The organism is Runella limosa DSM 17973 (assembly GCF_000482465.1).
GTDB lineage: Bacteria > Bacteroidota > Bacteroidia > Cytophagales > Spirosomataceae > Runella > Runella limosa.
In genome coordinates this window covers 39215-54442 of sequence record NZ_KI519426.1, presented here as the reverse complement: position 1 = coordinate 54442, position 15228 = coordinate 39215, and the positions used below count along the sequence as shown (strand labels likewise).

General features: G+C 46.7%; 7 protein-coding genes. All 7 read left to right on the top strand.

Annotation, left to right across the window (positions count from 1 at the left end):
• The first annotated feature begins 946 nt into the window (after window positions 1-946).
• The 7 genes from K339_RS0124870 to K339_RS0124840 all read left to right on the top strand — a co-directional run bounded on the left by K339_RS0124870 (window position 947) and on the right by K339_RS0124840 (window position 15211).
• Entirely contained in the window at window positions 947-3982 is a 3036-nt protein-coding gene (locus K339_RS0124870) for a SusC/RagA family TonB-linked outer membrane protein (RefSeq protein ID WP_028526035.1), read from the top strand.
• A 15-nt stretch (window positions 3983-3997) separates the two neighbouring features.
• Window positions 3998-5341, top strand: a complete 1344-nt coding sequence (locus K339_RS0124865) for a RagB/SusD family nutrient uptake outer membrane protein (RefSeq protein WP_028526034.1) — start codon at window positions 3998-4000, stop codon at window positions 5339-5341.
• A gap of 100 nt (window positions 5342-5441) precedes the next feature.
• Window positions 5442-6785, top strand: a complete 1344-nt coding sequence (locus tag K339_RS0124860; protein WP_028526033.1) for a hypothetical protein — start codon at window positions 5442-5444, stop codon at window positions 6783-6785.
• Window positions 6786-6804: 19 nt separating this feature from the next.
• Entirely contained in the window at window positions 6805-8493 is a 1689-nt protein-coding gene (locus K339_RS0124855; RefSeq protein WP_028526032.1) for a hypothetical protein, read from the top strand.
• Between the two features lie 29 nt (window positions 8494-8522).
• Window positions 8523-11696, top strand: a complete 3174-nt coding sequence (locus K339_RS0124850; RefSeq protein ID WP_028526031.1) for a SusC/RagA family TonB-linked outer membrane protein — start codon at window positions 8523-8525, stop codon at window positions 11694-11696.
• Between the two features lie 241 nt (window positions 11697-11937).
• Entirely contained in the window at window positions 11938-13398 is a 1461-nt protein-coding gene (locus K339_RS0124845) for a RagB/SusD family nutrient uptake outer membrane protein (RefSeq protein WP_028526030.1), read from the top strand.
• A gap of 64 nt (window positions 13399-13462) precedes the next feature.
• Window positions 13463-15211, top strand: a complete 1749-nt coding sequence (locus K339_RS0124840) for a tetratricopeptide repeat protein (protein WP_028526029.1) — start codon at window positions 13463-13465, stop codon at window positions 15209-15211.
• Window positions 15212-15228 lie beyond the last annotated feature (17 nt).

Here is a 15228-nt window from a genome sequence, read left to right as displayed (position 1 = left end):
AAGTTTAAAAAATAATTATTCCTATATACATTATAGATATTTTATATAAATGAAAGAGCGTATTCAAATGATTAATTATTAAAACTTTTTCGATGAATTTTGATGAGCGATACTTTTCTAAAAAAGCTTCCCTTCCAAGTGAAGAGCAAAAGTTAGCATGGTTGAATAAATAGCCAAATGGTATATCACTTCGCTCAGTGATTGTGGTTGCAAAGGTGAGAAATAAAAAAACAATTTTCCAACTATTTTTCAAAAAAAATTAAAAAACGAAATTTTGATTAGTCTATTGATTATTAGGAGTTTACGCTTTTATTTTTTAGTCTAACCAAGCCATTTAGCCACTACTATCCTTCTTATAATACCATTTTACCCCTATAATACGCTCAAAACGAGAATAAATAATACATTTAGAAGATTTTATATCAATATATTTTACATATAGACTAATTTATTTACTATAAATAGATAGATTTTAGGGTAATAATTATAAAAAAAATTATATTTAAAGCTTGTTTATATGAAACACACTTTTCACCTTTGTGCCCACAATCAACCAACCAGCAGCTTCTATACCAATTGTAATAAGCTTCTGGTCAAACCCAAACTCGTTTCTTCAATTTATCTTAAAAAGATGCACTAACGAGTCAACCAATGGTTAGTGATTTACGAGCAAATGCAGCTTGAAAGAAATCATTCAAATGAGATAATATAAATAGAAAAAGGAATAGCGAAAAAATTGTAAAAAATCTATATTTATTCGATAGTCTTTAATCCAATAACAAATTTTGAAGTAACCATTTTTAAATCACCCAATAAACAAAACGTGCCAAAGTAGCGGCAACTACCCTGGCACAAGCTAAAGCAACAAAGGCTCATTGGCTAAAATGATACCATTTCCTACGCAGGAAGTGGCACAACCTTTTGTTTTATTTAACACTGCAAAGTAATGAAAAAAATTTTATCTCTGTGGGGCTTACTTTTATTTACCTCATGGCTGGCTTCGGCCCAAAATACGCCGACCATCAACGCGACGGTTTCGGGTAAGCTCATCGACCAAAAGACACGGGAGGCATTGGTAGGTGCGTCGGTCGTCATCAAGGGAACCACCAACGGAAGTACCAGCGATGCGGATGGCAAATTTACCCTTAGAACGGGGCAAAAATTACCCTTCACGGTCGTCGTCAGTTACATCGGTTATTTGACCAACGAAATAATTGTCAATTCAGACAAAGTAGTTCTCGAACTTGCGCCTGATACGAAACAACTCTCTGAAGTAGTGGTTGTTGGCTACGGTACACTCGAACGAAAAGACCTCATCGGTTCTATCGCAAAAATTGACCCTGCCGAGTCAAAATCAATTCAAGCGGGAAGTTTTGACGCCCAATTGCAAGGAAAAGTATCGGGGGTGCAGATTTCTAGCAACACAGGCGTTCCTGGAGAGGCGGTTAACATTCGAGTACGCGGGGCAACTTCCATCAACGCCGACAACGACCCACTTTACGTCGTAGATGGCGTATTTATCAACAACAATTCGCTGCAAACCATCGGAACGGGTGGAAAGGCGACCTCACCCATTGCCGACCTCAACCCCAACGACATTGAAAGTATCGAGGTATTAAAAGATGCCGAAGCTACGGCTTTGTACGGCTCTCGCGGCGCCAATGGGGTGATTTTGATTACCACCAAACGCGGAAGTTTTGAACAAAAGCCTAAGATTTCGTTGAACGCCTCGTACGGTCAAGCCAAAGCTACCAAACTTTGGGAACTAACCACGGGGCCAGAACACGCCCAGCTCGTCAACGAGTGGTGGATCAATACGGGTAAAGATACCCCTTCACTCAACCGCACCTTTGCCAATCGTCCCTTCCGTCCCGTGTCGGAAGGTGGCAGAGGACTTCCCGAAGAACAGCAAACGTACGACCGCCTAAGTGAGCTTTTCCGTACGGCATCGCTTTCCAACTACGATTTATCGCTTTCGGGTGGTACCAAAAGTACGAAATACTACATCGGTGGTGGCCTCAATTCGCAAGAGGCTATTATCAAACCCATTACGTTTCAACGCGCTAGTTTTAAAGTAAACCTCGACCAAAAGGTCAACGACAACGTACAAGTGGGCGTCAGCAACACGTTTACGCGCACTTACCGCAACCAAGCCCGCGCGGGAGATGGCCCTGCGGGGGGGCTTTTGCAAGCGGCCCTGCACACGCCTACGTACCTTTCGCCCGTCAATGAGCAAGGAGTTTTGGTAGGGCGCGCAGGCTTCGACAACCTTACGTTATTGCTTGATAACTACAACGTTAACTCTACGAGTTTGCGTTACATCGGGAACTTATACGCGGATGTTCAACTTTTGCCGAATCTAAAATTCCGCAGTAGTTGGGGTATTGATTACAACAACTACAACGAATCAGAATACTGGAACAACTTGTTGATTTCAGGAAGCCCGAACGGTTTGGCGACCTCTTCGATTAGCCAATTTACCACTTGGTTGAACGAGCAAACGCTTACTTTCCGCCAGAAAATCGGGGCAAAACATTCGTTTGGAGTCTTAGTCGGAAATACCCTTCAAAGTGATTTACTAACTCGTACGTATGCCGAAGGACGCGGTTTTGCCAACAATCAGTTTACGCAAATTTCGTCGGCAGCGACCACGGCCTCTTCTCAAAGCTGGAGCAAAAGCAACTTAGCGTCCTTCTTTGCCAAAGTAGATTACAATTTTGGCGGAAAATACCTCATTGATTTTAGTGCCCGCGCCGATGGTTCGTCGCGTTTTGGGAACAACCGCAAATGGGGCTTCTTCCCATCGGCAGGAGTGGCCTGGCGTGTAAAACAAGAGGCATTCTTGCAAGACGTTCGGGTATTGAGTGACCTTAAATTACGGGCCAGTATCGGGGTGATTGGAAACCAAAACGGCATCGGGAACTTTGCCTCGCAGGGCCTTTGGACGGGTGGTTCGGGTTATCAAAGTTCGGCAGGGATTGCGCCTCAACAATTGGGGAACGCCGACTTGCAGTGGGAACGTACGCGCCAGTTGAACGTCGGGGTAGATGCGTCGTTCTTAGACCAACGCCTCAACGTAGAATTTAACGTTTACAACAAATACACCACCAATGGTTTGCTACAATTGGCCTTGCCCGCAACGTCTGGCTTTAGCACGTATTGGTCGAACGCCGCCGAAATCAGCAACAAAGGTTTTGAACTAGGCATCAGTACCGTCAACGTTCGCAAGGGAGATTTTCAATGGAGCACAAGCTTCAACGTTGCCCGCAACATCAATAAAATTGAGAAACTTGCCAACCCACTTCGCTACGGTAGCCGTGATTTAATTCTCCAACAAGAAGGGACACCGCTGTATTCGTTTTGGGTATATAAAGAATTGGGCGTTGACCCACAAACTGGTAATGTCATTTATGATGACGTCAATAAAGATGGTCAAATTACCGTCGCTGACCGCCAAATTGTAGGCAGTATTTGGCCAAAATTCTTTGGAGGTTTAACAAACAACTTGACCTACAAAGGCTTTGATGTCAGTTTATTCTTCTCTTTCCAATACGGCAACAAGATTTACAACCACAACCGCTTCTTTGGCGAAGGGGGCGGTGCGCGCGATGCCGCACGAATCATTTTTGCCAAAAATAACCAACGTTGGCAAAAACCTGGCGACATCACCGACGTACCTCGCCCCGATGGAATCAACGTCAACAACTACCGCGACGGTGGTAGCCGTTGGTTAGAAGATGGCTCGTTTTTACGGCTTCGTTCGCTCAACGTCGGATACTCGATTCCCAAAACGGTGAGTCGTAAAATCGGTGCCGACCAACTTCGCGTGTATGTTTCGGGCACCAACCTCTGGCTGTTGACCAAATACACGGGCCTAGACCCTGAGTCGAGCGCAAGCAGCGACCAAAACCAACAAGGTATCGACTTAGGTACGCCTCCTCAACCACTTGGGGTACAGGTAGGAATCAATATTACATTCTAAAATTTGAGCAAAACAATGAAAATCAAACATCATATACTTTGGGTAAGCTTGGCTTTAGTAAGTAGTTCTTGTGAAAAATTCCTTGACGTACAACCCAGAGAATTTATTTCGGACGCCGCTACCATTGTCGATCGTTCCTCGGCCGAAACCGCGGTAAGAGGTGTTTATAGCGCCTTGGCCGACGGGGGTTATTATGGTACATCTTTCCAATCCATTGGGTATTTGTCGAGTGACAATATCGTTTGGACAGGTTCGCAGTCGCAAGTACAAGAGTTCATCAACAAAAAAGTAAATGCCGACAATTCAACCATTAGTTCGGCTTGGGTTTCGATTTACCGCACCATCAATCGCGCCAACAATGTCATCGAAAAAGTAGCAACGGTCAAAGACGCACAGCTAACCGACGCCCTTCGTAATCAGTACATTGGAGAAGCTTATTTTGTCCGAGCTTTGGCCTATTTTGACTTGGCGCGCACTTGGGGCGGCGTACCTCTTATTACAAAACCAACCATTAATCCTACCGACAACAGCGGTATCAAGCGCAGTAGTGTGGCCGAAACCTACGCCCAAGTACTCAAGGACTTAGAAACGGCTGAATCACTTTTACCTGCCACCACCGACCGTTATCGGGCTACCCGCAAAACCGTGTGGGCCTTGAGAGCGCGTTATCATTTATACCAAAAAGAGTGGGTAAAGGCCGAAGAATACGCCGATAAAGTCATTAGTGATGCTACGAACTACAAGTTGGTAAAACCATTTAGTGCATTTTTTGCCAATGATGCTCGCGGTACGACGGAATCCATTTTTGAAATTTTCTACAATGGTACGACCGAAGTAAATAGTCACCGTGGCCAATGGCAACCACAAACCAACGGTGGTACGCGCCAATGGGCTCCCAACGACGCCCTCGTGGCCCTGCTCAACAATCCCGCCGTGGGTGGGACTCGCAGTACCTTGGTCGCCAAAGACAATCAAAACCGCTGGTACGGAAATTTGTACTACCGCAACCCCGCCTCCGACCCGAGTTACGTGCTTCGCATTGCTGAAGTTATTTTGATTCGCGCCGAAGCTCGCGCCCAACAGAACAAACTTGCTCTTGGTTTGGCTGACTTGAATCTAATCCGCGACCGTGCAGGAATTACCGCTAGCACGGCTGCTACGCAAAGCGATTTGCTATTGGCGATTGAAAACGAGCGTCGGGTCGAGTTTGCGCTAGAACCACACCGTTGGTTTGACATTGTGCGCACAGGAAGAGCTCCCGCCGTGTTCAGCCTTTCGGAGGCCAATCGCTACGTACTTCCCATTCCAGTTCAGCAATTACTCTCTGACAAAGCATTAGAACAAAACCCTGGCTATTAACCCCAACCACCCCTCAAAGTCCTCCCTTACAGGGAGATTTTGAGGGGGCTACTCCAAATCATAACAACTTTTATTCACCCTATAACAGTTAGAACCAACCATGGCAAAAGAATTACTTCTCGACGATTCTATCGAATGGAAAAACTGGGAGAAAGCCCTTTTTCGGTTCTTTGGGCTCTATTTCTTTATTCAAGTTCTCCCCATTGACGTGCGATTTTTCAAGCACTTATTTGTGACCGAAGATTGGGCGTTTAGCTACCGAAATATCTTTTATTTGTCCAAATACTCCCCCAATTTTATAGGACAAGAAAGCTTTATAAACTGGCTAATTGTTGCCGTTTTGGCGGGAATCGGAGCCGTTATTTGGTCGCGAATCGACAAGCCAACCACCGATTACGACAAACTGTACTATGGCGTTCGGGTGTTGGTTCGCTATCGCTTGGCACTCGGTGTGATTGCGTATGGTTTTATCAAGTTTTTTCCGTTGCAGTCTCCCCTTCCTTCGCTCAGTAATCTCAACACCAATTACGGCGATTTTACGGCTTGGAAACTATTTTCGTTAGGGTTGGGAGTAGTACCAAACTACCAATCATTTTTAGGATTGGTCGAAATCGTGGGCGGGCTCTTGCTTCTACACCGCAAAACCGCTACCATTGGCACCCTCGTTATTCTGCCTTTTACGGGTAACGTTTTTGTGTCCAACATCGCCTACGAAGGTGGCGAATACATCTATAGCTTTTACCTTATTACGCTTGCGCTCTTTTTGTTTTCGTACGACGCGCTCCGTTTGTTCACTTTGGTATCGCTCGAAAAGCCTACCCTTCCCACTAAGTATCAACCTGTTTTTCAAGCCAATTGGCAACGAGTACGCTGGGTACTAAAAGCGGCTTATGTGCTCTTGTTCGTGGTGGTGTATGGAGCAGAAACGTACGCAGCGTATCGCAAAGGCCCGTACCAATTTCCAGCCCAAAAAGGTTTACCCAATTCAGAGGGACTTTACAACGTCAGTGAGTTTAAGCTAAATAACGTGCCGCTTCCTTATTCCAAAACCGATTCTACGCGCTGGCAGGATGTGGTGTTCGAGAAGTGGAATACGCTCAGTATCAAATCAAATCGCTCGGTTCAGTTGGACTTAACCGATACGGAAGAAATTCATTCCAACGACGACGACCGCAATTATGAATTTGCGGGTTCGCAGGGGCGCCACTACTACAGTTACGAAGTGGATGAAAACCAAAAAGTGTTGCACCTCAAGAACCGCAATAAGCACTACCTCAACGAAGTATTTGACCTGCATTATTCTCAACCCAACGACTCAACCCTTGTACTTTCAGGAGTAACCAACCAGCGGGATTCGATATATGCGGTTTTACAAAAAACCAATAAAAAGTACCTCACGTTCGAAGCGCAAAAAACAGGTCGTCGGCGCGGCTTAAAACTCTAATCTCAAACGCTTTACTACTATGTCAAAGTTATACAAGATCACTTCAGAAAGAGTCGATTTGGGTGGTGCGCCCGCCCTCACTATTCCCTCGATTACGGAACCGTTTCCGCAACACAACGAGCCTAATCACCCAACGGGAAGGGAATGGCCGCTTTGGAAGAAAATCGCGTTTCGTATTTCGTTTGTATTTTTTGTGGCAATGTCATTGCCCAACAGTCTTGATTGGTACAAAGAAATAGTCGCGTTCGATTGGTTGCACCTGCACTACCGCGACCTGTACGACGTAGCTCGATTTGGCTCAGGGTTGAACTTTTTTGGGAACCGTATTTTTGGAAGTACGCTCAACGGCTATGCCGTGTGGGTCATCACCTTTTTGTTTGCCGTTGTGGTGGGTTTGGCGTGGACAGGCATTGCCATTTTAATCAAAAAAGACCCAAAAGAATACCGCTTGCTTTACTATTGGCTTCGGGTGATTGTTCGCTACCGCGCAGGCATTGGCATCATTGGATTTGGCTTCACCAAACTCACTCCTACGCAGCTTCCTTATCCGTCGTGGGGGGTATTAAATACCAATTTTGGGGATTTAACCCTTCAAAAAATCTATTGGCTTTCGATTGGGATTGTGCCTTGGTACGAAGTCTTTACGGGGGTGGTTGAAGTAGCAGCGGGAGCGTTGTTATTTTTTAGAGCCACTACTTTTTGGGGCGCGGTATTGTTATTTGGCGCCTTAGCCGACATCGTCTATGTCAATTTTTCTTACGATGGTGGCGTACACGTTTACAGCTCCTACTTAGTGTTGTTCTCTGCCTTTTTACTCATTGACTATATCCCCAAACTTTACAATCTTCTCATTTTGGAGAAGCCGACTATTCCTACCACCTACTACCCCACTTTTTCTGAGGCTTGGCAACGTATTACGCGCATTTCTCTCAAAACAGGCACCCTTATTTTGTTTTTGCCCGTTTTTACGTATTTGTCAGTCATCAATTTCTTGTACGACCCTTACAAACAACCAGCCCTCAAAGGCATCCCTACCTTACGAGGCAACTACCACGTAACGGAGTTTCGTCACAAGGGGCAAGTCATCCCGTTTTCTCCGTTGGATACCCTGCGTTGGCAACAAGCCACGTTTGAAAAATGGACCACACTTACCTTCAAAGTCAACAAACCCGTCGATTTGGATTTGTCAAATGGTGGTGGCGCTCCCATGCGTGACATCAACCGTACGTTTGAATTGACGGGGGTTGCAGGCGGACAACGGGTATTTTATTACGAAGCCGATACTGTTCATCACGTGTTGTATTTGCAAGACAAAAACCGTGGCAATCGCCAAGAAGGGCGTGAGTTTTTGGGAAATCGCACCGACTTTGGCGGCGACGGTCGCACCAACGCTCCCGCCAAAAAGAAAAGTGCTCAAAAGAAAGAAGACAACTGGATTCCCAAGGAAGCATTGGCCATTATTGGCCCCGAAGCGCCTAAGATTGAACCCATTGCGTATTCCACCCGCCGCGTCAAAGGCATCGAAGCCGAGTCTCGTCCTGCCAAGCGCAACCGCATGATTTTAAACTACGAAGTTCAGAACGGGGGCAATCGCGTGATTTTGACGGGAATTGACGAACACAAAGATTCTATCCGAGTCGTACTCGATCGCTACGAGAAAAAATATGCTTTGTCACGCAGTACGCTAGAGGCTGGAAAGTACAATTAAAAACTCATTTTTAACTAACCATTATTTTTATGAAAATCAGAAAACTACACTTCATTTTACTCTTGATAGTGAGTTCGGCCATTACCGCTTTGGCCCAAAAAACGGTCACAGGAACCATCAAAGATAAAGAAACGGGTGAGGTGCTCCCTGGCGTTTCGGTCATTGTGAAAGGGACACAAACAGGAACGATTTCTGACCAACAGGGCGCGTTTAAACTATCCGTTGCTGACAATTCTACCCTTATTTTTTCTTTTATTGGGTATTCGTCCATTGAAAAAGCCGTTGCCAATCAATCTACTTTTTCTATCGAACTAAACTCAGATACTAAACAACTTAGCGAGGTACGGGTAGTGGGGTACGGAACTCAAACCAAAGCCGAATTTACGGGTTCGGCGGTACGGGTTTCGGGCGAAGCCATCAAGGAACAACCCGTTCAAAGCTTTGACCAAGCCCTCCAAGGCCGTGCGCCAGGCGTAAGCATTGGCCAACCCAACGGGGTGCTCAACAACCCTCCTGTGATTCGAATCCGTGGGGTCAATTCCATTTCATTGAGCTCTTATCCGCTCATCGTGGTGGACGGTATTCCCATTAATACAGGAAATGTTTCGACCAGCACGGCCGTTCCTAACAACCCGCTTGGCGACATCAACCCTGCTGATATTGAGTCGATTGACGTACTAAAAGATGCTGCTTCTACCTCTATTTATGGTTCTCGGGCAGCGGCGGGGGTATTGCTCATTACGACCAAACGCGGAAAAGCAGGAAAACCTCGCATTACGTACGAAACTTGGGCGGGCGTGTCGGACGTGGTACGTTTACCCGAACTGCTAAATGCCGATCAATACATCGCGATCAAAAACGAAGCGGTGTTAAACGCTAAAATTTTGGGCGGAAACGCCAACAACGACAAAGTGGCGTCGGCTCTATTTTTCCCAAACTACGACGAGAACAAAAACCCGATTGACACCCGTTGGTACGATTACATTTACCGCACGGGTACGTCGCAGAGCCACAACATCAACATCTCAGGCGGCACACCGACGACATCGTACTACTTTTCGGCCAACTACACCAACCAAAATGGTTTTCTTGTCGCCAACGAGTTTAAGCGCAAAGCGATTCGTTTCAACATCGACCAAGAAATCACCTCTTGGCTAAAACTAAAAGGAAGCGTTTCTTACAACACCAGTTACAATAAATCACCTTACGCAGGCTCGTTGCCCAGCTCCAATTTCTTCTTAGTAGGAGCAGCACGCTTGGCAACGGCACTATCGCCTAACATTCCTGCGTTTAACGCCGACGGTTCTTACAACATCAATCCCTCAGCGCTCAATACCATTGGTATGGGCAACAACCAAGTGGTAAGCAACTGGGGAAACCCCGTGGCACTGCTTCGGGAGAACCGTTACACTTCCGAAAATGACCGTATAATTGCCTCACTTTCGGCAGTGGCCAACTTGGCAAAAAACTTGGATTTCACTAGCTCCTACTCCATCGATCGTTTACGTACCGACAATGTCAGTTTCGATAGCGCCATTCAAGGTAACGGTTTCTCCACCCGTGGAAATGCCTCAAACACCACGGGCATTAGAGACACTTGGAACTGGACCAACACCCTTTCGTACAACCTTGGCTTTGGAGGAAAACACTCAGCATCGGCGTTGGTAGGGTATGATATTCAGAAGTTTGACTATACGGCGTGGGGGGCTTCGCGTACCCAAACGTCTGACCCTTTCTTTGAAAACTACCAAGGAAACTGGGGGGCTATTTCGGCCACGGGCAATGACATCAGTGAGCGCGCTTTCCTTTCTTTTTTCTCCCGTTTGAACTACGACTTCAACAAAAAATACTTCGTTACGTTCAACTTCCGTCGTGATGGTAACTCGGCCTTGGGTGCAGGCAAAAAATACGGAAACTTTGGCGGAGTATCAGGCGGTTGGGCGCTGTCAGAGGAGCCGTTTTACAAAAATTTACCGCTGTCTAACCTGTTGAGTAACGTTAAGTTGCGCGCTAGTTGGGGCCGCGTTGGAAACGGGAACCTCAACGACGCCTACAGTTCGTTGGAATTGTACAGTGGCTCGTTGTACGGAAGTGTCCCCACTTGGGGCATTTCGCAAGCGGGGAACTCCAACTTAGGCTGGGAAACCAGCAATCAAACCAACATCGGTGCTGACTTAGGTTTGTGGAACGACCGCGTTCAGGTGGAAATCACGTATTTCAACAACGACGTAAACGGGTTGATTTTGAGCGCACCCCAAGCCGTTTCCAAAGGGATTCCTGGCAATTCGATTTTGGGGAACGTAGGGTCGATGTACAACCGTGGCCTTGAATTAGGAATCAACGCTACCGTGCTTCGTAAAGGCGACTTTTCGTGGAATACGTCGTTCAATATCACTTCCCTAGCGAACAAAGTAACGGCGTTGGCGCAAGGAAATACCGACATTGTAGGCACCACGCACGTATCGTACGAAACAACCAACATTACCCGCGTAGGCTACTCGGTGGGAAGTTTATACGGTGCCAAAACGGCGGGGGTTAATCCAGAAAATGGACAGCGTATTTTTATCAATGCAAAGGGCGAAAAAGTTCAGTACAGCCAAGTGGTATTGCCTGGCCAAAGCCAATGGACGTACCTAGATGGCACCAAAGCGCCTGCCATCACTGGAGCTGATTATTACCTTATCGGCAATGCCCTTCCCAAATGGTACGGTGGCTTGACCAACACTTTCAAGTACAAAAACTTCGATGCAGCCGTGAGTTTGTCGTTTGCGGGAGGTAATTACATCATGAACGGTACCCGTGCTACGCTCCTCGACCAACGCGCCTACAACAACTCTACCGAAATCTTACAACGTTGGCAAAAACCTGGCGACATCACCGACATCCCGCGTTTGGTATATAACGACCAACTTTCGAGCGGTTCGTCGTTTCCCGTTTCGACCAATGCTGAAAAGGGCGACTTCCTCCGTTTGCAAAATGCGTCACTTGGGTACCGTATTCCTGCCAATCCTGTGTTTACGAAGCTCGGCCTTAGCACAGTGCGCGTCTATGCCCAAGGCTCTAATTTGTTTTTGTTGACCAACTACACAGGTACTGACCCAGAGTCATCGGTCAACGGAAACTCAAACGTAACCCCTGGGATTGAAAAGAACTCGGTGGGTCAAGCAAGAACTTTCACTTTTGGCTTAAATGTGAGTTTCTAGGCAGGGAAATGGCTTTATTTTTTACCCGCAGAAGCCCGCTGAACAATACAAACGCAGATTGCAGCTGATAAAGCACTGAATGAAGTTAGTCTCATCGGCGAATATCTGCGGTTCTTAATCTGCGCTAATCCGCGGGTAAAACTTAGCTACCAATGTATTAACCGTTATCTATTAATTGCTATTTGATTACCCATAAAACTTTACATATCAAATAGTTATACAACTTCAATTGGAAATAAAAATGAAAAAAAGTCAGAAATACATCGGAAAAAGAGGCATCATTGGCGCATTGTGCGTAGGATTGGTCTTGTCAACGGCCTCGTGTAACGACCAAGAATTGCTCAATCCCCAACCCGAAACGGCCATCAGTGGAGCCAATGCGTTTGATACCCCTGACCGTATCTTGGGACTAGTCAACGGGATTTACAAGTCCATCAAAAACGCCAATTTTTACGGTGGCAACTACTACACTTACACCGAGGCACGCGGCGAGGAATTTATCAACCGCACCAGCAATACCTTTACTGCGTATGAAGCGTGGAATCAGACCCTCAATGCGGGTTCAAACTTCGTAGCTGGGTTTTGGTCGGCAGCTTATACGGCCATTAACAATGCCAATATTTTAATCAAAGGGTTGAATGATAACCCCACGAAAGTAAGTGCTACCCTAACCAAACAGTACGTTGCCGAAGCTAAATTTACGCGTGCACTGAGTTATTTTTCACTGGTAGCGCTCTACGCCCGTCCGTTCAACGAAGACAAAGGCGCTTCAAAGGGGTTACCGCTGCGTTTGCAAGCCGAAACTTCAACGGACAACAACGACCTCAAACGTAGCACCGTTGCCGAAGTTTATGCTCAGATTATCAAGGATTTGAACGAAGCCGAAGCCGATTTGCCCTTGAACCACGCCACAGCCCTCCTCAATACAACTCGCGCGCACCGCAACACGGCCATCGCGCTCAAAACGCGGGTGTATCTCAACAGCGGCAACTACGCCAAAGTGATTGAAGAAGCCAAGAAAATTGTTTCTGAAACGGCTCCTTACGCGGCAGCTTCGGGCGTTAATCATAAGCTTCAAAACATCGTCGAGATTTTTACTACCAACTATACCTCGACCGAATCTATCCTGTCGGTGCCGATGACGGATTTGGACAACGTTGGTGGACAGTCGTCGTTCCCGTACGTCTTTAACGCCAATTCGGAATACAACCTCAATCCCAACGGAATTTGGGGAGAAACCGAGTGGCGCACTGCCGACCTTCGTCGCACGTTTGCGCGGACGGCGTCGGGGCTTCAGTTTCTTACCAAATACAACAAGCCTTCACCTTTCTTGGATTATATGCCGATTATTCGCTATTCAGAAGTGTTGCTTAACTACGCCGAAGCCGCCGCTCGCACGGGCGATTTGACCAAAGCCGTTGAGCTTTTGAAAGCCGTGCGTAACCGCTCGGACGCCAGCTATGTATTCCCTCAGAGCGCGATTGGTACGCAAACGGCTTTGGTCAACACCATTTTAAAAGAACGCCGCATCGAGCTGTTGGGCGAAGGCTTCCGTTCAAATGATTTACTACGCAACTTGCTGCCTCTCCCTGCCAAGTCGAGCAGTGCCTTGAGCGCCCCCGAAGTAAAACCTACCGATGCCAATTACACATTTCCACTCCCTAACGTGGAGATTGTGACAAACAAGCTTTTGTTGGATTGATATCATAACCATGTATTAGTTACAGTGGTACACTGAGTTGTACCACTGTTTATCCTCTCAAATTATGTCATTTATCCGCCCTATCATTGCGTTAGGCTTTCTTGTGATTAGTGCCAACACCCACGCACAGCGCACGCGTGCAGGGGAGTCGGGCGAGCACAGCACCCACACCCAGCCTACCCACGAAGCTCACGACGGCGCCAGCCACGACCACTTAAATCACATTCAAGAACACCGTAAAGAAACCGTATTCGTTCACCATTTGCCCGCTCCTCAAAAATTAAACGGGATTGGGACAACCAACTTTCCGATTACGACGGCCTCCAACGAAACCCAATTCTTTTTCAACCAAGGGATTGAGCTCTTGCATTGTTTTTGGGATTTCGAAGCGTACCGAGCTTTCAAAGAAGCGATTCGGTACGACTCAACGGCGATCATGCCTTATTATGGATTATACAGCGCCATTGGAGCCATTGAAGGAGATGATTTTAAAAATGACCAAAAACTGGCGATTCGTAAACTCAAAGCGCTGAAAGAGAAAGCTACCGAGCGCGAAAAACTCTACGCCGACGCCATTTTAGCCCGTGATTCGGAGGCAGAGGGAGGAAAAGCAGGCTACCAGAAAAAACTTGAATTGATTGTCCACAAGCATCCGCAAGATGTGGACGCAAAACTCTTTTTGGCCCTAAGCAAGATGGGTGGCTACGACGCAAAATTGAATCCGCGCGATGGACAAATTTACGCTGAATATTTACTCAAAGACCTCCTCCGTTCGCACCCAGAAAATGCCGCAGCGCACCATTATTGGATTCACCTCAAAGAAAACTGTTGTCCTGCCGAAGCGCTAGAAAGTGCCGCCAAACTTCCTAAACTAGCTCCCAACTCGGGGCACATGGTTCACATGCCAGGTCATGTTTATTACAAAGTAGGCGATTATCGAAAAGCGTTTGAGTCGTTTGTGGCGGCGGTCAAAGTCGATTCGGCTTACATGAAGCAACAAACTATCCCTGAGGTTGACAACTGGAATTACATCCACAACATCAATTATTTACTGTCAAGCTGCGCCGAAGACGGGCGCTACAATACGGCCCTTTATTACGCCGAAAAACTCAAAAATATGCCCGCGACCAAAGAGCGGAAACGCAAGTACGAAGGTCGTTTTTTCTACCAAGGCGTCATTGCGCCCGCCAAAATGGAAATTTGTTTTGGATTTTATGACCGTGCCGCCCAAAAACTAGCGGCAATTCAGCTGGATAAAGACAGTTTGTTTACGCCCAAAGCCATTGCCTACAAACAAGCGTTGTTTCATTTTGCAACGGGGATGGATGCCGTAAAAAAAGGGGACATTGCAACGGCGAAAAACCACCAAAATGCCCTTGATGCCTTGCTTTGGCGCAATGCCAACCAATCTGATGCCAAAGACATCATCAATACACGGCGGGTCAACGACCTAAACGTAGCTTCCTTGGAATTGCAAGGCGTTATCCAAAGTGCCGAAAATAACTACGTCGAAGCCATCGCATTGCTCAAAAAAGCCAAACAAAAAGAAGATGAGTTGGGCTACAGCGAACCGCCTTCGTATGCCCGCCCAGTGCTGATCAGTTTGGCCGAGGCCCACCTCAAAGCCAAACAATACTCGAAAGCCGTGGAAGCCTACGAAGAACTGTTACAACAACATCCCAATTCGGCCAACGGCTACTGGGGTTTGTACAAAGTATTTAAGCAAAAAGGAGACCAAACCAAGGCCAATGAATATGCCAAACTTTTGCAGTCTGTAACCCCACAGGGGGCCAAAGGGCTGTTTCCACTCTAGCAACCAAGTTACTGAAA